This is a genomic window from Mycobacterium sp. (assembly GCF_035570115.1).
GTDB lineage: Bacteria > Actinomycetota > Actinomycetes > Mycobacteriales > Mycobacteriaceae > Mycobacterium.
The window spans coordinates 1-22,193 of record NZ_DATMLH010000305.1 but is presented as its reverse complement, the minus strand read 5'-3'; the positions used below and the strand labels follow the sequence as shown (position 1 = coordinate 22,193).

The 22,193-nt window shown below is 67.0% G+C and carries 21 protein-coding genes and 1 pseudogene; 5 read left to right on the top strand and 17 right to left on the bottom strand.

Annotation, left to right across the window (positions count from 1 at the left end):
• Positions 1-286: 286 nt before the first annotated feature.
• The 6 genes from VNW74_RS29045 to VNW74_RS29020 all read right to left on the bottom strand — a co-directional run bounded on the left by VNW74_RS29045 (position 287) and on the right by VNW74_RS29020 (position 7,843).
• Positions 287-1,171 (bottom strand): polysaccharide deacetylase family protein, encoded by an 885-nt coding sequence (locus tag VNW74_RS29045; protein ID WP_325683338.1) that lies wholly within the window; start codon positions 1,169-1,171, stop codon positions 287-289.
• A 45-nt stretch (positions 1,172-1,216) separates the two neighbouring features.
• Positions 1,217-2,548, bottom strand: a complete 1,332-nt coding sequence (locus tag VNW74_RS29040) for a PhoH family protein (protein ID WP_325683336.1) — start codon at positions 2,546-2,548, stop codon at positions 1,217-1,219.
• Positions 2,549-2,817: 269 nt separating this feature from the next.
• Positions 2,818-3,648 (bottom strand): acyl-ACP desaturase, encoded by an 831-nt coding sequence (locus tag VNW74_RS29035; RefSeq protein WP_325683334.1) that lies wholly within the window; start codon positions 3,646-3,648, stop codon positions 2,818-2,820.
• A 55-nt stretch (positions 3,649-3,703) separates the two neighbouring features.
• Complete coding sequence (glyA, locus tag VNW74_RS29030) at positions 3,704-4,984, bottom strand: serine hydroxymethyltransferase (RefSeq protein ID WP_325683332.1); 1,281 nt, start codon at positions 4,982-4,984, stop codon at positions 3,704-3,706.
• A gap of 149 nt (positions 4,985-5,133) precedes the next feature.
• The gene (locus VNW74_RS29025) at positions 5,134-6,615 is read right to left on the bottom strand and encodes a glycine hydroxymethyltransferase (protein WP_325683330.1); all 1,482 of its coding nucleotides are present in this window, start codon (positions 6,613-6,615) and stop codon (positions 5,134-5,136) included.
• A 10-nt stretch (positions 6,616-6,625) separates the two neighbouring features.
• A complete protein-coding gene (locus VNW74_RS29020; RefSeq protein ID WP_325683342.1) occupies positions 6,626-7,843 on the bottom strand; it encodes a DUF885 domain-containing protein in 1,218 nt (405 codons plus the stop codon).
• A gap of 81 nt (positions 7,844-7,924) precedes the next feature.
• Between VNW74_RS29020 and coaA the strand changes: the two genes are divergently transcribed.
• Entirely contained in the window at positions 7,925-8,863 is a 939-nt protein-coding gene (gene coaA / locus VNW74_RS29015; RefSeq protein ID WP_325683328.1) for a type I pantothenate kinase, read from the top strand.
• 135 nt (positions 8,864-8,998) lie between these two features.
• Here coaA and VNW74_RS29010 read toward each other — a convergent pair whose 3' ends face one another.
• The 3 genes from VNW74_RS29010 to VNW74_RS29000 all read right to left on the bottom strand — a co-directional run bounded on the left by VNW74_RS29010 (position 8,999) and on the right by VNW74_RS29000 (position 11,862).
• Positions 8,999-9,418 carry a hypothetical protein gene (locus tag VNW74_RS29010; protein WP_325683326.1) on the bottom strand — a complete coding sequence of 140 codons (420 nt, stop codon included), beginning with the start codon at positions 9,416-9,418 and terminating at the stop codon, positions 8,999-9,001.
• A gap of 267 nt (positions 9,419-9,685) precedes the next feature.
• Positions 9,686-11,047, bottom strand: a complete 1,362-nt coding sequence (locus VNW74_RS29005) for a hypothetical protein (RefSeq protein ID WP_325683324.1) — start codon at positions 11,045-11,047, stop codon at positions 9,686-9,688.
• A gap of 20 nt (positions 11,048-11,067) precedes the next feature.
• Positions 11,068-11,862, bottom strand: coding sequence for a (2Z,6E)-farnesyl diphosphate synthase (locus tag VNW74_RS29000; protein ID WP_325683322.1), 795 nt, complete (start codon positions 11,860-11,862; stop codon positions 11,068-11,070).
• Positions 11,863-11,957: 95 nt separating this feature from the next.
• Between VNW74_RS29000 and trhA the strand changes: the two genes are divergently transcribed.
• Entirely contained in the window at positions 11,958-12,698 is a 741-nt protein-coding gene (trhA, locus tag VNW74_RS28995) for a PAQR family membrane homeostasis protein TrhA (protein WP_325683340.1), read from the top strand.
• 9 nt (positions 12,699-12,707) lie between these two features.
• Here trhA and VNW74_RS28990 read toward each other — a convergent pair whose 3' ends face one another.
• The 4 genes from VNW74_RS28990 to mca all read right to left on the bottom strand — a co-directional run bounded on the left by VNW74_RS28990 (position 12,708) and on the right by mca (position 16,346).
• Complete coding sequence (locus VNW74_RS28990) at positions 12,708-13,079, bottom strand: nuclear transport factor 2 family protein (RefSeq protein ID WP_325683321.1); 372 nt, start codon at positions 13,077-13,079, stop codon at positions 12,708-12,710.
• A 78-nt stretch (positions 13,080-13,157) separates the two neighbouring features.
• Positions 13,158-15,191: a thioredoxin domain-containing protein gene (locus VNW74_RS28985; protein ID WP_325683320.1), complete on the bottom strand. Its 2,034-nt coding sequence runs from the start codon at positions 15,189-15,191 to the stop codon at positions 13,158-13,160.
• Positions 15,178-15,477 (bottom strand): hypothetical protein, encoded by a 300-nt coding sequence (locus tag VNW74_RS28980; RefSeq protein WP_325683318.1) that lies wholly within the window; start codon positions 15,475-15,477, stop codon positions 15,178-15,180. The genes VNW74_RS28985 and VNW74_RS28980 overlap by 14 nt, the downstream gene beginning before the upstream one ends.
• Complete coding sequence (mca, locus tag VNW74_RS28975; protein WP_325683316.1) at positions 15,474-16,346, bottom strand: mycothiol conjugate amidase Mca; 873 nt, start codon at positions 16,344-16,346, stop codon at positions 15,474-15,476. The genes VNW74_RS28980 and mca overlap by 4 nt, the downstream gene beginning before the upstream one ends.
• Before the next feature lie 129 nt (positions 16,347-16,475).
• On the opposite strand from mca, the gene VNW74_RS28970 reads away from it, so the two are divergent.
• The 3 genes from VNW74_RS28970 to VNW74_RS28960 all read left to right on the top strand — a co-directional run bounded on the left by VNW74_RS28970 (position 16,476) and on the right by VNW74_RS28960 (position 18,380).
• Positions 16,476-16,910, top strand: a complete 435-nt coding sequence (locus VNW74_RS28970; protein ID WP_325683314.1) for a DUF4307 domain-containing protein — start codon at positions 16,476-16,478, stop codon at positions 16,908-16,910.
• A 254-nt stretch (positions 16,911-17,164) separates the two neighbouring features.
• On the top strand, positions 17,165-17,659 hold the full coding sequence (greA, locus tag VNW74_RS28965) for a transcription elongation factor GreA (protein ID WP_325683312.1): 495 nt from the start codon (positions 17,165-17,167) through the stop codon (positions 17,657-17,659).
• A gap of 43 nt (positions 17,660-17,702) precedes the next feature.
• Positions 17,703-18,380, top strand: coding sequence for a GOLPH3/VPS74 family protein (locus VNW74_RS28960; protein ID WP_325683310.1), 678 nt, complete (start codon positions 17,703-17,705; stop codon positions 18,378-18,380).
• Positions 18,381-18,387: 7 nt separating this feature from the next.
• Here VNW74_RS28960 and VNW74_RS28955 read toward each other — a convergent pair whose 3' ends face one another.
• From VNW74_RS28955 to VNW74_RS28940, 4 genes and pseudogenes are all read right to left on the bottom strand, one after another.
• The gene (locus VNW74_RS28955; RefSeq protein WP_325683308.1) at positions 18,388-19,572 is read right to left on the bottom strand and encodes a cystathionine gamma-synthase; all 1,185 of its coding nucleotides are present in this window, start codon (positions 19,570-19,572) and stop codon (positions 18,388-18,390) included.
• A gap of 79 nt (positions 19,573-19,651) precedes the next feature.
• Positions 19,652-20,263, bottom strand: a pseudogene (locus tag VNW74_RS28950) (RDD family protein); the annotation flags it as partial.
• 200 nt (positions 20,264-20,463) lie between these two features.
• Entirely contained in the window at positions 20,464-21,858 is a 1,395-nt protein-coding gene (locus tag VNW74_RS28945; RefSeq protein ID WP_325683306.1) for a cystathionine beta-synthase, read from the bottom strand.
• Positions 21,859-21,986: 128 nt separating this feature from the next.
• Positions 21,987-22,193: alpha/beta hydrolase fold domain-containing protein (locus VNW74_RS28940; RefSeq protein ID WP_325683304.1), on the bottom strand; the 207-nt coding region annotated here is incomplete at its 5' end.

Below are 22,193 nucleotides of genomic sequence, written 5' to 3'. Positions count from 1 at the left end.
GACGATCGAATCACCAACGAGCGCATATACTTCGACTCCGCCAGCCTGGTCAGCCAGATCGGCCGGGGTGAGCTGCTGGCGGTCGCCGCCGCAGGCGAGCTGCCGGGCCAGTGAGCGACGCGACCGTCACACCTGTCAGGTCAGTCACTGCGGGTCCGAGTGCACGTTGTGCCCGTCTTCGAGCGACAAATCCCGGTGGGTCCAGCTGTCGCTATGAGGCGGGCAAATCGTCAACTGGTTCCACCCAGAGATTCCTGTGGCAGAAGTGATCTCGCGACCCCGCCCACTAGCTGCCGTTATTCGATCCGCCTGAGTTCTGGCCCGCCACATCGGTGATCGGGAAGTTGGGCATCGGCTGCGGCGACGGGGTGTTGGGCAAAGACGGAACCTCCGCAACGGGGATGTCGTGCAGGTCATTGGCCGGCGGCCCGTTCTCCCGGCTGCCGTACACGCTGCCCGCGGCTCGTGAGCCCAGCAGCTGGCTGACCGTCACCAGGTGATAGTTGTTGGCTTTCAGCACCGGGATGAACTGGTAGACCAGATCAACCGTGCTGGAGTAGGTGTCATGCAGCAACACCACCGAGCCGGGCTTGATCTGGGTCATCAGCAGGTATCTGCTGGCCGCGGTGTTCGAATCGTTGATCCAGTCGTAAGGGATGACGTCCCAAAGGATTCCGGCCAGACCGATCTTTGCGGCCTGCTCATTGACTCCCGCGTCGGTGAGCCCGCCGGGGGGCCGCCACAGCTTGGGCGTCACCCCGGTGGCGGCGGCGATAGCATCGTTGGCTCTGGACAACTGGCCGGGAACATCGGCTGGCGGCAGGGTCGTCATGTTGGGGTGTTCCCAGGTGTGGTTGCCGATTTCCATACCGGCGTCGACGACACGTTTGGCGCCGGCCGGGTTGGCTGCGACCTTGTTGCCGATCTCGAAGAAGGTCGCCTTGGCCTTGTTGGCGGTCAGGATGCCCAGCAGCCGATCGGTGTACGGGGTGGGGCCGTCGTCGAACGTCAACGCGACGCATTTGACTTGTGCGCAGTCGACGACATCGTTGGCGTGAGCGAACCTGACGTGCCCGGTAAACGCACCGATCGCGACGACGGCGGCGGCTGCCACCACACCGGCGACTGTGCGCCAGTACCGCCATGCAAGGGTGTCTGGTCGTCTCGGCACGGCCGGAAGCTTACCCGCGGCGAACGCAAGCGCGGCAATCCCGGCCTAGGGCAGCGGGACCCGGGTGATCTCCTCCAGCATCTCGGTGACCAGCGCGGCGATCGGCGACCGCTCGCTGCGCAACAGCGTGATGTGCGCGAAAAGCGGGTGTCCCTTGAGCTTCTCGACCACGGCCGCGACCCCGTCGTGACGGCCGACCCGGAGGTTGTCGCGCTGAGCGACGTCGTGGGTCAACACCACCCGCGAGCCCGCGCCCAGCCGTGACAGCACGGTCAGCAGCACATTGCGTTCCAGCGATTGCGCCTCATCGACGATGACGAACGAGTCGTGCAGCGAGCGGCCGCGGATATGGGTCAGCGGCAGCACCTCGAGCATTCCGCGCGACAGCACCTCTTCGAGCACCGCCGGGCTGGCCAGACCTTCGAGGGTGTCGAAGACGGCCTGCGCCCACGGTCCCATTTTTTCGCTTTCGCTGCCGGGCAGGTAACCCAACTCCTGGCCGCCGACCGCGTAGAGCGGGCGGAATACCACCACCTTGCGCTGGGTGCGTCGCTCCAGCACCGCTTCCAGGCCAGCGCACAGCGCCAGCGCCGATTTGCCGGTGCCGGCCTTGCCGCCCAGCGACACGATGCCCACCGACTCGTCGAGCAGCAGATCCAGGGCCACCCGCTGCTCGGCGGAGCGGCCACGCAGTCCGAAGACCTCGCGATCGCCGCGGACCAGTTGAACCCTCTTGTGGGCGTTAACCCGGCCGAGCGCGTGCGAGCTGCCGGCGAGCAGCCGAATACCGGTGTGGCACGGTAGGTCTCGGGCCGTAGACAAATCGACTTCGCCGTCGGCGAACAATGCGTCGATGTCCTCGGCGGTGACTTCCATCTCCGTCATCCCGGTCCAGCCGGAGGTGACGACGTCCTGCGCATGGTACTCGTCGGCGCGCAGACCCACCGCTCCCGCTTTGACGCGCAGCGGAATGTCTTTGCTCACCAACGTGACTTGCTTGCCCTCTGCGGCGAGGTTGGCGGCACAACACAGGATCCGCGAGTCGTTGGTGTCGGTGCGAAACCCTGCCGGCAGCACGTCCGGATCGCTGTGGTTGAGTTCGACATGTAGCGTGCCGCCCTGTGTCCCAACAGGAATCGGCTGATCGAGCCGTCCGTGCTCGAGCCGAAGATCGTCGAACAGCCGCAACGCCTGGCGGGCGAACCAGCCAAGTTCATGGTGGTGACGTTTGGCTTCCAGCTCACTGATCACCACCAGCGGAACCACCACTTCGTGTTCGGCGAAGCGGGAACATGCCCACGGGTCGGACAACAACACGGAGGTGTCGAGCACGTACGTCCGTAGGGTGTCCTGTGGAACCGCCGGGGAATCGGTCACGAGCGCTCCTCGAGCTCATCGCCCGGTTCGCTGCCGCATGCGGGTGGTGGCCCCACCGCCACCCATGCACGCGGGGCGTCATAACCGGACTGAAGCCCGTGCGGCCCGCACGGACGATTCGGCGGGGGCCGCGGCGCCAGGACCGGGGCCGGCGGTCCTGTCGAAGTCGAGACGAGAGGCGCCGCCCGGACAGCAGAGCATGTCGCTAGCCATCGACTGCGACGCTACTCTCGTCGTCGCATCTGCGCCGCGCAGGCGCGCCGACGAGGCTAGCCGACGACGAACTGCCGCAGCGCCGGCTCGTCGGCGACTCCCCATCCGGTGATGCGGTCGGAGATCATCTGCCGCAGCTGATCCGGGCCGAAAATGCCTGCGTCGGCGACGTTTCGCAGCTTGTCCTGGTAGGCGTCGATGTCGGCGCCGACGACTTGAAGGTCGGCCGCGCGGGCGGCAATGGCGGCGATCGTCTCGTCGTGGGTGTAGTCGAGGCAGTGCGCGACGAGGTTCGCGAAGAACTCCTCGTGTCGCTCTTCGTCTCGGGCGATGCGGTTAATGAGTCCGGCCAGCACCGGTTCTTCGATGTCGGCCGCCAGGTTGTTGCAGTACACGGCGTGGGCGCCCTCGAAGAAAGCCATGAACACCAGGGTTTCGACCTGGGAGTACTGGTCGGCGCGATACCCCTTCCGTGACACGTGCTCGAAGCGGACGTCCTCGTTGGCGACGGGGTCGACCTCGCGGGTCACCACGAAGTACTCGCGTAGTGCAATGGCGTGCAGGTGTTCTTCGGCGGTCCAGCGGCCCAGCCAATGGGCCCAGTTATCTTCGAGAATGAAGTGCTCGACGAGTTCGCGATGATAACCGGCCACGTTGTCTTTGGTTATGAGCAGAATCTCGCAGGCGTCGGTGATGACTTTGGGCAGCGTGACCTGCGACGGATCCCAATCACGCCCGCCGAGGAAGGCGAAGTTCTCGCCCTGCTCGAACGGCACGAAGTCGTGCGCGAACCACAAGTTCTCGGTATCGAGGTGGCGGTCTAGGTTCTCGCCGACGACCGGCTCGAGTTCGAGGATCAACGCGTTAGCGACAGGTTTCTGTGCCATAAAGTAACTGTAACCCGCGTACACAGGTTTCGTGAAATCCGCCCCGAGGATGGAGTCAGCGGCCGACCAGCGACCAGTCTTCCAGTCCCTCGTACAGCGGGAACTCCCTGGCCAGCCGCGTCACCCGGTCACGCAGCCCGGACACATCCGCGGACTTGCCCGCCGCCAGTGCGGTCGCGATGATGTCGGCGACCTCGATGAACTCGGCTTCGCCGAAGCCGCGTGTCGCCAACGCCGGAGTCCCGATCCGCAGGCCCGAGGTCACCATCGGCGGACGCGGGTCGTTCGGGACAGCGTTGCGGTTGACGGTGATCCCGGCCTGGTGCAACAGGTCCTCGGCGGCCTGGCCGTCCAGCGGGGAGTTGCGCAGGTCCACCAGCACCAGGTGCACATCGGTGCCACCGCTGACCACCGACACACCGGCCTTCGCGACGTCGGCGGCCAGCAGCCGATCGGCGAGGATCCGGGCGCCTGACAGCGTGCGCTGCTGGCGGTCGGCGAATTCGGGTGTGCCGGCGATCTTCAGCGCGACGGCCTTGCCGGCGATGATGTGCATCAGCGGGCCGCCCTGCTGGCCGGGGAACACCGCCGAGTTGATGGACTTGGCGTACTCCTGCTTGCCCAGGATCATGCCGGAGCGGCCCCCGCCCAGCGTCTTGTGGATGGTGGTGGACACCACGTCCGCGTGCGGCACCGGGCTCGGATGCAGCCCGACGGCGACCAGGCCCGCGAAGTGTGCCATGTCGACCCACAGCTTGGCGTCCACCTCGTCGGCGATCGACCGGAACGCCGGGAAGTCCAGAATCCGCGGGTAGGCCGACCAGCCGGCGACGATCACCTTGGGGCGGAACTCACGCGCCCGAGCGCGCACCTCGTCCATGTCGATCAGATGCGTCGTCGGGTCAACGCCGTAGAAGCCGTTCTCGTAGAGCTTTCCGGAGAAATTGAGCTTCATGCCGTGCGTCAGGTGACCACCGTTGGCGAGGTCGAGGCCCAGCAGGCGCTCCCCCGGCGACATCAACGCATGCAGCACGGCGGCATTGGCCTGCGCGCCCGAATGCGGTTGCACGTTGGCGAAGTCGGCGCCGAACAGCGCCTTGGCCCGGTCGCGGGCGATGTTCTCCACGACGTCGACGTATTCGCAGCCGCCGTAGTAGCGCCGCCCGGGCAGGCCCTCGGCGTATTTGTTGGTCAGCACGCTGCCCTGGGCCTGCAATACCGAACGCGGTACGAAGTTCTCGGAAGCGATCATCTCCAGGGTGTCGCGCTGGCGTCCGAGTTCCTTGCCCAGCAGCTCGGCGATGTCGGGATCGACGTCGGCCAACGGCGCGGACATTACCGAAGCAGCAGTACGAGAATCAGGTGCAGCAGTCACGGGCGCCAGTCTTCCACGCGGGCGCCGACGACTTGTGTGCCGCCTCCAGCCGACTAAGACGGCGGCACCGGCGGCGACGGCGGGTTGGCGAGCCCCGGGCTCGGCCCGACCTACAGCGTCAATCCGGGGTAAAGCGGATTGGCGGCCAGCAACTCGGCGGCGGCAGCGTGCACCCGATCGGCGGTGCCGTCGGCCAGGGTGTACTTGGCCCTGGAGGGGCCGTGCGGTCCCGCAGCGGGTTGAGTGTTGCTCAGCACGTCGACCACCAGTCCGGCGACCCGGTCGAAGTCGGCAGCGCCGAAGCCGCGGGTGGTCAGCGCCGGGGTGCCGAACCGGATCCCGCTGGTGTACCAGGCGCCGTTGGGATCGGCGGGGACGGAGTTGCGGTTCGTGACCACGCCGGCGTCCAGCAGCGCGGATTCGGCCTGGCGCCCGGTCAGCCCGAATGACGTGACGTCCAGCAACACGATGTGGTTGTCGGTGCCGCCGGTGACCAGTCGCGCCCCGCGCCGCAGCAACCCGTCGGCCAGCGCCTGAGCGTTGTCGGCGATCCGCTGAGCGTAAACCTGGAAAGCGGGCTGGCGCGCCTCGGCCAGCGCGACCGCCTTGGCCGCCATCACGTGCGCAAGCGGTCCGCCCAGCACCATCGGGCAGCCCTTGTCGACTGCGTCGGCGTACTCCGGCTGGGCCAGAATCAGCCCGCCGCGGGGACCGCGCAGCGACTTGTGCGTGGTGGTGGTGGTGACGTGCGCGTGGGGCACCGGGTCCTCGTCGCCGGTGAACAGCTTGCCGGCCACCAGCCCGGCGAAGTGCGCCATGTCCACCATCAGAGTGGCGCCCACCTCGTCGGCGATCTCGCGCATCATGGCGAAGTTGATCCGACGCGGGTAGGCCGAGTACCCGGCGACCAGGATTAGCGGCTTGAATTCGCGCGCCGCCGCGGCGACCGCGCCGTAGTCCAGCAGACCTGTCTCCGGATCGGTGCCATAGCTGCGCTGGTGGAACATCTTGCCGGAGATGTTGGGCCGGAAGCCGTGGGTGAGGTGGCCGCCGGCGTCCAGCGACATACCCAACAGCCGCTGGTTGCCGAGCTTGGCGCGCAGCGCTTCCCAGTCCGCCTCGGAGAGATCGTTGACATGTTTTGCGCCGGCCTCGGCCAGACCCGGCGCCTCCACCCGGGCAGCCAGGATCGCCCAGTAGGCAACGAGATTGGCGTCGATACCCGAATGCGGCTGGACGTAGGCGTACGGCGCGCCGAACAACTCGCGGGCGTGCTCTGCGGCCAAGCTCTCAACGGTGTCGACGTTCTGGCAGCCGGCATAGAAGCGGTGCCCGATGGTGCCCTCGGCGTACTTGTCCGAGAGCCAACTTCCCATGGTCAGCAGCACCGCGGGCGAGGCGTAATTCTCGCTGGCGATCAGCTTGAGCGAATCACGTTGGTCGGCAAGCTCTTTGCGTGTCGCAGCGGCGATCCGGGGTTCGACGGACTCGATCACCTGCAGTGCCGCGCGGTAGGCGGCGGTGGCGGTGTCGGCGTACTCGGCGCCGGGCGCTGCAGCCGGGCTAGTGATTGCGTTTGAGTCTGCTGCCATGCAATCGAGATTAGTCGGGCAGCGCCGACGGGATCAGCGGCTCGTCAAGCAGCCGACCAAACCGCTCGCCCAGGCTGACGCCGACGGGCCGGTCGTCCAGCCAGTGCCGCAGCAGCCGGTAACCCTCGACATAGGTGCTGGTGTAGGCCCGCCACAGCGGCGAGGACAAAAACCGGAGCATCTGCTGGGCACGGGTGTCGTTGACCAGCAGCCAGCGACGCAGGTAAGCCGCCACCTCGTCGGCGTCGCGGTGCTCGTCGTGCAGCATCAACGCCGCGTCCTGGCGGACACCGGCCAGTGCCGCCGACGCCTCGGAAACCGCCTCGGCGCGCTCACCGTCGAACCTCAGTCCCAAATCGGCGTAGATCTCGGCGGCCCAGTTCCCCCAGCCAGGGCCGATCGCGGCGTAGAGCGCCAGGTCGGCCAGGCCCTCGGCCATCAGGCACTGCGGGGTGTTCACCAGGAAGATGGTCTGCTCGGCCTGGCCTTTCCGGTTGACCAGCCCGGCCTCTTTGCGGCAGTGCTCGGTGTGGTGCCCCGGATAGGATTCGTGGGCCACCAGCCGCGGCAGGTTCGACATCAGTTGTTTGACGTCGGCGTTAACGGCCACCGTGGAGCGGTAATCGCCCAGGTAGTAGTTGAATCCCGACCACGGCTGGTCGGTCACTACCTGATAGACGACGGTCTCAGTGTCGGGAAGTGGATACTCGGCGCGCACTCGATCGCGCAGCGCGCTGGAGAACGCCTCGATGCACTCGGCCAACCGATCCGGCGGGATCTCCTCGCTCGCTCGATAGGCCTCCATCCGTTCGGCCAGTGGGCCGCTGAGCGCCCGGCCGCCCAACACATCGTCGAGCCGGGCGTGCGCCTGCCGGTACGTTTCCACTTCACCCTTGGCGATGTGGACGTCGAAGTAGTCGTGCACCTCGTCGACGAAGCCGATGTCTTCCCCGGCGAACTTGCGCCCGGCGCAGGCCAGCGCACGCAGATGGGCGCCGATGAAGTCGGCGCGGGCTTGGTTGAAACCGTTGCGGCGCGGCACATCCGGTAGCGCTGCGAGCAGCCGCTGGGCCTGGCGGACCAGATCGGCCGGGTCAGGCGCGGACTCGGCCAACACCGTTTGGCGCAGCGCCGGATCGCCCGTGAACGCATCGACGTAACCCGACTCGATTCGGTCGAAGCGCAAACCCAGCGACAGGTACTCGCGGATCAGCTCGGCGGGTTCCAGACTGAGCTCCACGCCCGCTAACGCTATCGGCTCGTGGCCCCAGCCGCCCACAGCGCGCCGAAGGCTGCAAGACTGACACTCATGTCGCGGCTGAGCGAGCCGAGCCCCTACGTGGAGTTCGACCGGGGTCAGTGGCGCTCGCTACGCATGTCGACGCCGCAGCCACTGAGCGAAGAAGAAGTCGTTGGCTTGCGCGGATTGGGCGAGCAGATCGACCTGCTCGAAGTCGAAGAGGTCTACCTGCCGCTGGCCCGGCTTCTGCACCTCCAAGTCGCGGCCCGGCAAGGGTTGTTCGCTGCCACCGCGGAATTCCTCGGCGAACCTCGGCAACACCCCGATCGGCCGGTGCCGTTCATCATCGGAGTGGCCGGCAGTGTGGCGGTCGGTAAGTCGACGACGGCCCGCGTGCTGCAGGCGCTGCTGGCCCGCTGGGATCACCACCCCCGGGTCGACCTGGTGACCACCGACGGGTTTCTCTACCCGAATGCCGAGTTGAACCGACGAAACCTCATGCACCGCAAAGGCTTTCCGGAGAGCTATGACCGACGGGCGCTAATGCGATTCGTCACCTCGGTGAAGTCCGGTTCGGATTACGTATGCGCGCCGGTGTATTCGCACCTGCACTACGACCGGGTGGCAGGCGCCAAGCAGGTGGTTCGCCACCCTGACATCCTGATCCTCGAGGGCCTCAACGTGCTGCAGACCGGACCCACCCTGATGGTCTCGGACCTGTTCGACTTCTCGCTGTACGTGGACGCGCGCATCGAGGACATCGAGCAGTGGTATGTCTCGCGGTTTTTAGCGATGCGCTCGACCGCGTTCGCCAACCCGGCCTCGCACTTCCACCACTACGCGGGGCTGGCCGACCAGCAGGCCGTCGTCGCCGCCCGCGAAATCTGGCGTTCGATCAACCGGCCGAATCTCATCGAGAACATCTTGCCCACCAGGCCCAGGGCGACCCTGGTCCTGCGCAAAGACGCCGACCATTCCATCAACCGGCTGCGGCTGCGCAAGCTCTAGATCACTAGAGCGCCTGCGGTAGAGGCTTTCAGCCGGCCGACGTAGGCAACGTAGGCCCCGAGCCCTGAAACAAGCCGATGCGGAGGCGCGTACCGCAACCTCTGACGGCGGCGCCCCGCACCGGCGGGAAGGGAGTCACACCGCCAGTCGGCGCACTCCGAGGTATTGCAGGTAGCCGATCAGGGCCGTGTAGACACCGCTCGCCAGCGCCGCGGCGACACCCGCTGCATTCAGCGGCAACACATCCGCGGCCACGATGACGACCGCCGCGACGGTGAAGACGATGTTGGCGATGACGACCCCGATCCCGGCGCCGCGCAGATCGGATACCGCGGCGAAGCCGAACACAATGAGCCCATACAGCACAAAGAATGCGCCGATGCCGTATTCAGTCAGGGAGCTCAGCCCAGTCAGCGACGAGATCGGGTCGGCGGCCGCGGCGATAAACAGCCCGGCGAACCCGGTCAGCGTTGCGTCGAGCCGCATGGCGAAACGCAGCAGCGAGTCGGTGGAGTCGGCGAAGGGTCGGGTGGACTGTCCATAAACAGCGGTCATGTCGAGAACTCCTTGCGATGTCGGGTCGTACATATCCCAGCGTGCCGTTCTGGGACTGCCAGATCGACGCTCAGAACTGCCAAGCACTGCCATGCGCAGGTCAACAGAGTGATCTAGGCCACGTATTCCTTAACTAGCCGAGCTAAGTCTTTTGCCCGACTCCTTCTCGCGCCGCTTCACGGCGCGCATCGTCGCCGGGCGGTCTTTTGCCGACTCCCTCTCGCGCCGCTTCACGGCGCGCATCGTCGCCGGGCGGTCTTTTGCCCGCTAGCTCGAGACGGCCACCCGGCCGCGCAAATCGGCGGCGATGAGTCGGGCCGCGGCGTTCTGCCAGTTGTGCAGCGAACGTTGCGGTACCTCGGTGACGAACCACTGCCAGGCCCGCCGAGCCGTCGCGTCCAGGCCGGCGGCGGTGGCGTTCTGCGCGTACGCGCGCACGCCCACGACGTAGGGGAAATACAGGGCGTTGTAGTAACGCCACTGCTCGGTGGTGCCGAAGTCGCCACCGTCGCGTGGCTTGAGCCGGGCGATGCGGTCCGCGAGCAGAGCCTTGAGCTCGATGGCCCGCTCCAGCGGCTGGTCGGGCGCCCCACGAGCGGCCAGCCGCTCGTCGATCGCCGGCAACGCGGTCAGCGGGCTGGCGACCAGCTTGGACAGGTCGCCGTAGTGGCCCAACGCCCGACGGGTGAGCCGGGCGAAGGTGTCTTCGTCGAAGTCGTCGAGCGGATCGGCGGAGCGCAGCGGCAGCGCGGATTGCGTGCGCCGCAACGTCTCCCGGTCGGCACGCAGCATCGGCGATCGGGAGAACACCAGCCGGTCCAACAGCCCGGCCAACGGGTCAGCCAACACCTGCACGGAGCTTGCGATCGCCAAGCTGGTGAACAGCAACACTGTCAGGGCGGTCAGCGCCGTCTTCTCGTGCTGGGTCAAGGCGATGCCGATCAGGATCTGGCCGCCGAGCAGCGCGACGACCATCCCGGTGCCGGTGAACGAGCGCAGCATGTCGGCCCGCAACGCCTGACCCTCGTCGAACGCGTCCCACAGCGCCACCGCCACGCCGAGGCTCAGCACGTCGCAACTCGTCGACGCCAACGCCAGCCAGCTCGGCACCACGCCCAGCGGAATGATCAGGATGGCGTTGGCCAACGCAAAGAACAGCGTTGCCGTGATGACCAGCCCGACCAACGGGATCTTCCGCGTCCGGCGCCGCAGCGCGGCAGTCATCGCGCCCAGAGTGGACGCCGAGATCACCACGCACATCACCAGGTGGCCGGGACGCAGCGGCCCACTGACGCTGCCGGCCATCGCCGCGCCGACCATCATCAGTGCGCCCGCGCCACCGACCAGCAGCAGCTCGCCGGTGCGTGACCGCGCGTTGTCGTCCGCTCTGGCGATCTCGAGGAGCACCGCAAACCAGGCCACGCCGGGAACGGCAACCAGGTAGATCTCGACGTGGCCCAGCAGCGCGGAGTGCGTGACGAGCCGAACCGCATCCAGCGCCACCGCCGTCGCAAAGCTGCACAGGCCGATCGCCGAGAACGCGAGCACCGGCTTGCGCGGGTCGCGGGCCAACAGGTACAGCCCCAGCCACCAGCTCAGCGAAAACACCAACGCCGAAAGCGCAGCCATGCTTTCAGTGTGGCACGACGTCAGATGCCGTAGCGGCGGTGTCGCAAGCTGTAGTCGCGCAATGCACGCAGGAAGTCAACCCGGCGGAATGCGGGCCAATGCGCTTCGGTGAACCACATCTCCGAGTAGGCGCTTTGCCATAGCAAGAACCCGGACAGCCGCTGCTCCCCCGACGTCCGAATGACCAGGTCGGGGTCAGGCTGCCCGGAGGTGTACAGGTTCTCCGAGATCGCGTCCACGGTGACGGTTTCGACGAGTTCCTCGCCGCTGACTCCGTTGGCGATCTCCTTGGCCAGCAGTGCGCGAACGGCGCCGGCGATTTCCTGGCGACCGCCGTAGCCGACCGCGACGTTGACGTGAAAGCCCGCGTTTGCCGTGGCCGCTGTGCCTTTGACGGCGTCACGCAGCCGTCGCGCCGGCTCCTCGCCGATCAGCTCCAAGTCCCCGACCGTGCGCACGCTCCAGCGGTTGGCCGGCGCGCAGATCTCCTCGACGACATCGGTGATGATTTCGATGAGCGCAGCCAGTTCGGCGGGATCGCGGCGCAGGTTTTCGGTGGAAAGCAAGTAGACAGTAGCCATTTCGATGCCCGCCTCTTGGCACCAGCGCAGCATTTCGGCGATCTTGGCCGCGCCCATTCGATACCCGTAACTGACGTCGTCATAGCCGGCGTCTCGTGCCCAGCGCCGGTTGCCGTCGCACAGCACCGCAATGTGGCGCGGCAACGCGGATTTCGATGCGGCCAGGCCTTGGCGCAGCCGCAACTCATAGACCCGGTACAGCGGTTCCTTAAGACGCGGCGGGATGATCTCCACAGGGAACCAGATTACTGTGGGCGGCAGCGCTGACCGGCGATCTGGCCGTAAAGGCATGCAGGGATTAGGGAGGGGTAGTGACCCACGAGGCAAACGTGGCCACCGAGCCCGACACTTCCGGGCCGGTCAAGGCTGTCGAGGAGGTCGCTGGCCAGGTTTTACAATCTGCTGCGGACGCGCTGACCAAGCCAAGGGCGCGCGGTTGGATCCATTTGGTGTCGGCGGTCGTCGCCGTCGCCGCCGGCGCTTCGCTGATATCGGTGTCCTGGCCGTTGGCAGGGCTCAAAGCCGGTTTGGCGACCTTCGTCTACACCGCCGCCGTGGTGGGGATGTTCACCGTCAGCGCCGTCTATCACCGGGTCACCTGGAAATCGGCGACCGTCCGGACTTGGATGAAGCGGCTCGACCATTCGATGATCTTCGTGTTGATCGCCGGCACCTATACGCCGTTCGCGCTGTTGGCGATGCCGCATGACGCGGGGATGCTGGTGCTGACCATCGTGTGGAGTGGTGCGCTGGCCGGGGTGTTGCTCAAGATGTGCTGGCCGACCGCGCCACGTTGGGTCGGTGTCCCGCTCTACCTGTTGCTCGGCTGGGTCGCCGCGTTCTACATCGCGGCGATCATGCACATGGCCGGGGTCGCCGCGATGGTGCTACTGATTGTCGGCGGCGCCCTGTACAGCATCGGCGGAATCCTCTACGCGCTGCGCTGGCCCGACCCGTGGCCAAAAACGTTCGGCTATCACGAGTTCTTCCACGCCTGCACGGCAGTAGCCGCGATCTGCCACTACATCGCCGTGTGGCTGGCGGTGTTCTACGTCGGCCACCCGGCTTGATCACCTGAGCTAAAGCTGCGTGACATTCTCGGCCGACCAGTAGGCCTTCATCGCGGTCACCTTGCCGTCGACACCGAACGCCATCACGTCGATCGGCTCGATCAGCATCCGGCTCTCTCCGGCAATCACGGTCAACCGGAACTGGAAAGCCGCCTCATTGCCCGCAACCCGCAGCGTCACTAACTCGCATTCGCGTTCCACGTTCTCGACGGCCGAGTAGAAGCCGTGGATCGCCTGCCGACCGATGTGGACCTCGCCCCCGACCGGGTCCTCGACGGTCGCGTCGTCGGCGAACAACTCGACCAAGTCGTCCGCGCTGCCCTTGGCGATCAGGCTGATATAGCGGTTGATGGTGTCGGCGATCTGCTCAGGGCTCGGCATGACACGCACGCTACCGTGGCGCAGGAGCTTATTGCCCGACTTGACCCCGCAAGCGGGAGGTGCCCCCACCTCGGGCCGCTACACGGCCCGCATCGTCGTCGGGCGCAACGCCGCCGCCAGATCCTCGGCTGTGGTAACCGGCAGGTCACAGACCCGGCCGCGGCACACATACGCAGCGTCAGCACCGGCTACGCGGTCGCGGCCGATCAGCAGCTCCGACGACCCCGCTGCGCCGCCGACCACAATCGCCCCGCCGGGCGCGAGTTTGCGCGCCTCGGCCAGCAGCAGCGATCCCGTCGGGTCACAGGCCACCGCGATCTGCAACGGCCCGCGCACCGCGGACTCGGCGACCGCCAGCCAATGGCCGGCCGAGCGCGGCGCCCGGGCCAGTAGCGGGGAGTGTGCCTGCAGCGTGTCGACCGCCGCCTGCCGGTAGCGGTCGGCTCGTTCTGCGCCGACCACATGCGCCGCGGTCAGCAGCGCTTCGGCGATCGAGGACGCGCCCGATGGTGTGGCACCGTCCAGCGGGTCGGCGGGCCGCAACAACAGCCGCTCGGCATCGTCGGCACTGTCGAACCAGCGGCCAGGCCGGTCGCGATCGGCGAAGTGCGCCAACGCAATATCGAGCAGCTCGCCGGCCGTCGTCAGCCAGGCATCGTCGGTGGTCAGCTGGTAGAGCGTCAGCAGCCCGGTGGCCAGCATGGCATGATCTTCCAGGATCGCGGCGCTCTCACCGACCCGTCCGCCCAGGCTGGCCCGGCGCAGCCGGCCGTCCACTAGGTGCAGCCCGACCAGCGCGGTCGCGCATCGCGCTGCGGCGTCAGCCAACTCGGGCGCGGCCAACGCCAGACTGGCCTCGGCCAGCGCGGTGATCGCCAGTCCGTTCCAGGCGGTGACGACCTTGTCGTCGCGTCCCGGCTGCGGCCGGGTGAGTCGGGCGGCCAGCAGCGCGGTCCGGATCCGGTCGAACCGGCCCGAGTCGTCGGGATCGCCCGGCAACTGCAGCACCGATGCGCCGGCTTCGAAAGTGCCCGCCTCGGTGACTCCGAAAGCCGAAGCGGCCCAGGGACCGTCGTCGCTCCCGAGCACTTCTGTCAGTTGCGCGGGCGTCCAGACGTAGGTCGAACCCTCGCGGCCATCGGCGTCGGCATCCAGCGACGAGGTGAACATGTCACCCTCGGCCAACTCGTCGAGCAGGAAACGTGCGGTTTGGCCGGCGACCCGGCGCGCCAACGCATCCCCGGTTCGGCGGGCCCAATGCGCGTAGGCACGCAGCAGCAGCGCGTTGTCGTAGAGCATCTTCTCGAAATGCGGTACCACCCAGGCATTGTCGACGCTGTAACGGGCGAACCCGCCGGCCAGCTGGTCGTAGATTCCGCCCCGGGCCATCGCGGTGCCGGTGCGCCGAACCGCATCCAGCACCCCCGATGAGCCGGTCCGCTCATAGTTCCGTAGCAGCGCTTCAAGCAACGCCGACGGCGGGAATTTCGGTGCGCCGCCGAAACCGCCGTGCACGGTGTCCTCGTCGCGCAGAACGCCCGCGACGGCGTCGTCGCAGAGCGACGCGACCATCTCCGGGTCGCTAGAGGGCTGCCCCGGAGGTGCCCCAGCCATCGATCGCAATTCGCCTGCGATGTGATCGGAAGCCTGCTCGACCTCGTCACGGCGATCACGCCAGGTACTCCCCACCGCTGAAAGCAGTTGCAGGAAGCTGGCTTTGGGATAGTAAGTGCCGCAGAAGAAGGGCCGCCCGTCGGGCGTCAGGAAACATGTCATGGGCCAACCGCCCTGCCCGGTGAGCGCGACGGTGGCGTTCATGTACACGGCGTCGATGTCGGGCCGCTCCTCCCGGTCGACTTTGACGCACACGAACCCCGCGTTCATCGCGGCGGCCACCTCGTCGTCTTCAAACGACTCGTGAGCCATGACGTGACACCAGTGACATGCGGCGTAGCCGACCGACAGCAGGATCGGCAGGTCGCGTTCGGCGGCCTCGGCCAGCGCCTGCGGCGACCATTGCCGCCAATGCACAGGGTTGTCAGCGTGCTGGCGAAGGTAGGGGCTGGCCGCCCCGGCGAGCATGTTCTCCCCGGAGGATTCAGTCGGGCTCATGTGGAAATCGATCGTCGGCGTCGCCCTGGGTCGGCTGATCGGCGCCGATCGTCCCGTCGTCGATGGCCTGGTCCGGGGCGGGGGTCTGCGGGTCGAAGGAATCGGGCAGCTTCCGGAGGTGCCGGTTCATCGAGCGCACCAAAAACACCGTGGCGATGAGCAGCAGCACCACCACCAGTAACCCGAACGGGCTGGCTTTGCCGAAATCCGGTCCGCTGTTGTGCGGGGCGCCGTCGGCGTGCAACTCGGCCAGCACCCGGATGGCGGCAAGGTGAAGCTGGTTCACTGCTCCGCCTCGAGTCCTGCGAACAGATCGTTCTCGGGAAGATGCACCGGAATACGCGAGCGCGCCAGCTCGAACTCTTCGGTGGGCCACAGCCGCTGCTGCCATGCGATCGGGGCCGCGAAGAAATCCCCTTTGGGATCGATTTGGGTGGCGTGGGCCCGCAGCGCGTCGTCACGCTGACTGAAATACGCCGAGCACTGGATGCGGGTGGTCACCCTGTCGGCGTGGACATCGTGCGCGGGATCCCAGTGCTTCAGCCACTTCTCGAACGGCCCGGTCTGGCCGCGCTTGGCGAACTCGTCCTGCAGCATCTGCATCCGCTGCCGCAGGAAGCCGTGGTTGTAGTACAGCTTGGGCACCGTCCACACCGGGCCCGCGTCCGGGAACCGCCGATAGTCAGCGGCCGCTTCGTATGCGGCGACCGACACCTGATGGCAGCGGATGTGGTCGGGGTGCGGATAGCCGCCGTTCTCGTCGTAGGTCGTCATCACGTGCGGGCGGAACTCACGCACCACCCGCACCAGCGCTTCGGTGGACACCTCCAGCGGTGTGAGCGCAAAGGAGTCCTCGGGCAGCGGCGGCGGCGGGTCCCCCTTCGGCAGCCCGGAGTCGACGAAGCCCAGCCAGGTGTGTTCAACGCCGAGGATTTCGGCTGCCTTGGCCATCTCGTCGCGGCGGATGTCAGCGATACGTCCGTGCACTTCGGGCAGGTCCATCGCCGGGTTGAGGATTTCGCCGCGCTCACCTCCGGTCAGGGTCACCACGAGCACGCGGTGGCCCTCATCCACGTAGCGGGCGAGGGTGGCAGCGCCCTTGCTGGACTCGTCGTCCGGGTGGGCGTGCACCGCCATCAAACGCAGTTCGCTCACGTGCTCCCTGTCCCGCGTGCTGTTCTTTGTTCGTCGACCTGATTAAAGCCTCTATAGTTCCAGTCTTAATAGTTTCATCCCGGGTGCCGGGGCCCGAAACCTGATCACCCGGCACGTACCGCGAGACACATGACCGAAGGTTCACGGCAGCCGCCGCAGGCCCGCTACGGGCGCGGCGGCTTGCCCCGCGCATCGCGAAGTCGGGTCGTCATTGCCCTGGCTGTGCTGGGTCTCGCGGCCGGCATCGTCGTCGCCGTCATCGGCTATCAACGGCTGGGCCGCAGCGATGTCCGCGGCACGCTGGCCGGCTACCGGCTGATCGACCAGGAGACGGTATCGGTAACGATCAGCGTGACGCGATCGGATCCGTCGCGTCCGGTTGACTGCATCGTGCGGGTGCGGGCGAAAGACGGTAGCGAGACGGGCCGGCGTGAGGTGCTGGTCCCCCCGGCGTCCGAGACAACGGTGCAGGTGACGACCGTCGTCAAGTCCAGCAAGCCACCGGTGATGGGCGACGTTTACGGCTGCGGCACCGACGTGCCGGGCTACCTGCGCGCTCCCTGACCGCGGGGATGCCGGCAACCTCTGGCAAACGCTCAACTGCGAAAATGTATTCGGCGTCCGCAGCGGCGGTGGTAAGGTGTTCGGATGCACGGTTCCAGCTGGGACCGTGTATTGCTGCATTAGCGGCCGTGTGCGCCGCGCAGGGGGTCCGCCCGATTACTGGGTCGGCAGGACACGCGGTGGAACCGCCCGGCAGCAAGACGGACAACCTAACGACGCGGATGCCGCGGAACCGACGCAAGGAGCACGACGAGATGACGGACACTCAGGTGACCTGGTTGACCCAGGAATCACATGATCGACTCAAAACTGAGCTCGAACAGTTGATCGCGAACCGTCCGGTCATCGCCGCGGAAATCAACGACCGCCGCGAGGAGGGGGACCTGCGCGAGAACGGCGGATACCACGCCGCTCGCGAGGAGCAGGGCCAGCAGGAGGCCCGCATCCGTCAACTGCAGGACCTGCTGAACAACGCGAAGGTCGGCGAGGCGCCCAAACAGTCCGGCGTGGCACTACCCGGTTCGGTGGTCAAGGTCTACTACGACGGCGACAAGTCCGACAGCGAGACGTTCCTGATCGCCACCCGCCAGGAAGGCGTCAACGACGGCAAGCTCGAGGTTTATTCGCCCAATTCACCGCTGGGTGGTGCGTTGATCGACGCCAAGGTGGGCGAGACCCGCAGCTACACCGTGCCCAACGGCAATACCGTGAAGGTCACGTTGCTAAGCGCGGAGCCGTACCACGCCTGATTAGCGCACCGGTCGGGAATATAGAGCGAGATCAAATCGGTTGATGGCACGCATCGCCGAGGATTTGGCCTTGCTGTTGCTCGACAACGCCTCGGCGCAGCCAACATTGGATCGGGCGCGCCACGGGCGCGTCCTCAGCGCTGCGGTGTTGCTGGATTTGGCGCACGCCTGCCGGATCCGGCCGGCGGTCGACAGCGAGCCGGTGGAAGCGGGACGGCTGGTCGTGCTGAGCGGGCCGGATCCGGCCGATCCGGTGATGGCAGCGGCGCTGAACCTGCTGCTGCGTCGTCCGATCACTCCGGCCGCGGCGATTGCCAAGCTGCGACGCGGCATTCCGGCGGCAGTGCTGTGGCAGCTGCAGCGCAGCGGTCAGATACAGCAGGTTCGCCTGCAGACCAAGGGAATTCGGCGTCCACGGGCGTGGCCGTTGGTCGACCGCACCCGGGTGACTCAGACTCGTGCGGCGATGATGTCCGCGCTGTTCGACGACAACAAGCCGGACCCGGCGACGGCGACCGTGATCTCGCTGCTGTACACGATCGATGGGCTGGGTGCGGTTCTGAGCCTCAACGACCGCGGTTGGGAGTGGGTGCTGAGCCGGGCGGGTGACATCGCCAGCGGTAGTTGGGTGCGCGAGTCCGAACCGGAACTGGCCGAAGTCAACTTGGCTGTGACAACAGCGGCCATCCGTGATGCGTTGAAATACCCTCTTCCTGGATGAGCGGCGACTAGCGCAGCGCCTGGTCGAGATCGGCTATCAGGTCGGCGATGTCCTCGATGCCCACCGACAGCCGCACCAGATCGTCAGGCACCTCCAACTGGGAACCCGCGGTCGACGCATGGGTCATCGCACCGGGATGCTCGATCAGCGACTCCACTCCACCGAGCGACTCGGCCAGGATGAACACTTTGGTGTTGGCGCACAGCGCCTGGGCGGCGCTGCGCCCGCCACGCATTCGCACCGACACCATGCCGCCGAAACCGCGCATCTGCCGCGCCGCGATCTGGTGGCCGGGATGACTGGGCAGACCCGGATAAAACACCGCGGTCACCGATGGCTGCCCGACGAGGAAGTCCGCGACCGCGGCGGCGTTTTCGCTGTGCCGCTGCATGCGCAGCACCAGCGTCTTGAGCCCACGCATGGTCAGGTAGGCGTCGAAAGGTCCCGGCACCGCGCCGGCCCCGTTCTGCAAGAACGCGAACGCCGCGTCCAATTCCTCGTCGTTGGTGACCAAGGCGCCGCCCACCACATCGGAGTGGCCGCCAATATATTTGGTGGTCGAGTGCAACACGATGTCGGCGCCGAGCGTCAACGGCTGCTGCAGGGCCGGTGACGCAAACGTGTTGTCCACCAACACTTTCGCGCCAGTCTCGGTGCCAAGCTCGGCGATGGCCGCGATATCGGCGATGGACAGCAGCGGGTTGGTGGGCGTTTCCACCCAGATCAACCGGGTGCGCGGGGTGACCGCTGCGCGGACCGCGTCGAGATCGGACACCGCTACCGGGGTGTGCTGCACACCCCACCCGGTGAACACCTTGTCGATCAGCCGGAATGTCCCGCCGTAGGCGTCGTCGGGAATCACCACGTGGTCTCCGGGGCGTAGCACCGCCCGCAGCGCACAGTCGCTGGCCGCCATTCCGGAACCGAATGCCCGACCGAACCTACCGGCCTCGACGGCGGCCAACGCGGTCTCCAGCGCGGCCCGGGTCGGGTTGCCGGTGCGTGCGTACTCGAATCCGCTGCGCAGACCACCGACCCCGTCCTGGGCGAAGGTGCTGCTGGCGTAGATCGGCGCGTTGACCGCGCCGGTCAACGGATCAGGTCGGTAGCCGGCATGGATGGCCTTGGTGGCGAGCCCGGCCGTTTCGAAGTGCTCGTGGTCGCCTGCGGGTGCGCTGCGCTGGTTGCTCATCGACGATCAGCCTAGCCATCGCGATCAGGCCGGCCGGGCGCGATGGCAAGCCCGTTGGGCGCCAACGTAATGGCGGCCGCTACCCCGGCTGGACTTCGGACGTCGCGTCGTGCGCCGTCTGCTCGAGGGGCAGGCACACCGTCGCCATGATCTTGTCAGCCAGCGTCTGGCGCTTAGCGGTCCACAGCGGAAACAGGTAGCCGAGGTAGAAGACGACGGTGTCGACGACGTGGGTGATCTGCCGCAGTACGGACAATCCGAAACCGAGCGGCTGCCCGGTGTTCTCGCTGACGACTTTGAACTTCAGCACCGACTTACCAATGCTCGATCCGGTGGTGCCCTGACGGTAGCCGTAGTTCCAGACGAGGTAGCCCAGAGCCACCATCACCGCCACCGCAAACATCGTCAGACCCAGTGTCGAGTAGTCGGTGTCGCAGACCTGGACGGGGCCACCGGGGCCGGTTTCGATGAGGCAGGCCGACTCGACCGAGTTCTGCAGCACCAGCTGACCGACACCGAGGATGACCACGAACGGCAGGTTGTCGATGAGGTATGCCCCAACTCGGGTCAACCAGGGCGTATAGGCCGCCTTCGGCAGGCTGCGAATTGCCGGCCCGGGCGGCGGCGGCGCGTACCCGCCGGCGGACGGCGGCGGCGGCGGGTAGTCGCCACCACCCGGCGGAGGCGGCGGGAACGGTTGGTCGGTCATGGACGGCTTTCCCTCTGCGCAGGATTTGCTGGACTGGGTTGCATTACGGTACCCGAGAACCGGGGCGACCCGGCTGCCGCCAAGAACGCTTCGGCGGGCCGCGATGTGCGGCGGCCGTCGCCGAGCCACGCCGCGGGCGCAGTGGTTTGCTACCCGAAGTAATTTGCCTGTCGGCCGTCCCGCTACTTGCGTCGCGAGCCATCGGAGAGGAAACCCAACAAGTCATAGCGGGTGATGACCCCCACCGGCTTGCCTTCCTCGACCACCATGACGGCGTCCAAGTCCCGCAGCGCCTTGGCCAGCGAGCTGACCAGATCGCCGGCCCCGATGATCGGCAGCGGCGGACTCATGTGCATCCCGACGGCGTCGGCCAGGTTGGCGCGGCCCTCGAAGACGGCGGAAAGCAGTTCGCGCTCAGACACACTGCCGGCCACCTCGCCGGCCATCACTGGCGGCTCGGCGCCGACGACGGGCATCTGGGACACTCCGTATTCGCGCAGGATGCCGATCGCGTCGCGGACCGTTTCCGACGGGTGGGTGTGCACCAGGTCGGGCAGCACGCCGGTCTTCCCGCGCAGCACATCCCCTACCGTCGGCTGTTCAATCGAGCCGTCCAGCCGGGTGCGCAGGAATCCATACGACGACATCCAGGCGTCGTTGAAAATCTTCGACATGTAGCCGCGACCGCCGTCGGGCAGCAACACCACGACCAGTGCGTCGGGCCCGGCTTGCTCGGCTACCTTCAGCGCGGCGACCACCGCCATCCCGCACGAGCCGCCGACGAGCATGGCCTCTTCGCGGGCCAGTCTTCTGGTCATGTTGAACGAATCGGAGTCGGACACCGCGATGATCTCGTCGGGGATGCTGCGGTCGTAGGCGGCAGGCCAGAAGTCCTCGCCTACCCCTTCGACGAGATACGGCCGGCCAGTGCCGCCGGAATACACCGAACCTTCCGGGTCGGCGCCGATGACGCGCACGGCCCCACCCGAGACCTCCTTGAGGTAGCGACCGGCGCCGGTGATCGTCCCGCCGGTCCCGATGCCGGCAACGAAATGGGTGACCTGGCCATCGGTATCGGCCCAGATCTCCGGGCCGGTGGTCTCGTAGTGGCTGGCCGGGCCCTGCGGATTGGAATACTGATCGGGCTTCCAGGCCCCGTCGATTTCGCTGACCAGCCGATCGGACACGCTGTAGTAGCTGTCCGGATGGTCGGGCGGTACCGCCGTCGGGCATACCACCACTTCAGCGCCGTAGGCGCGCAACACGTTGCGCTTGTCCTCGCTGACCTTGTCGGGGCAGACGAACACGCAACGGTAGCCGCGATACTGGGCCACCAAAGCCAAGCCGACGCCGGTGTTTCCAGAGGTGGGCTCGACGATGGTGCCACCCGGCTTCAGCTGGCCACCGGCCTCGGCGGCGTCGATCATCTTCACCGCGATCCGGTCCTTGCTGCTCAGGCCCGGGTTGAGGTACTCGACCTTGGCGACGACCCTGCCGGACCCCGGCAGCACGACCGAGTTCAGCTGAACTAGTGGAGTATTGCCGATGAGTTCACTGATGTGGCGCGCGATCCGCATGCGTTCATGGTCTCAGGTGCTGCGAAGCCGCGCGCGACCACGCCCGGCGACGATGCGGGCCGGGCACCGGGCCGAGGTGGGGCAACCCCGGCCGCGCAGCGGCGAGGGGGCGAGCCGAGCGATCGTTATTAGCCGGTGGCTTCGCGGATGTACTCGCCGATTTGTCGCAGTGAGCGCGTCGCTTCGGGCACCACTGGGGCGGCGAGTTGGAAGTCGTGCATCTGGCCGCGCCAGACCCGGACTTCGGTCGGCACGCCGGCGGCCGCCAGCCGGCGGGCGGCCAACCGCGCGTCGTGCAGCAACACCTCGGATCCCGACACGTGGATCAACGTCCG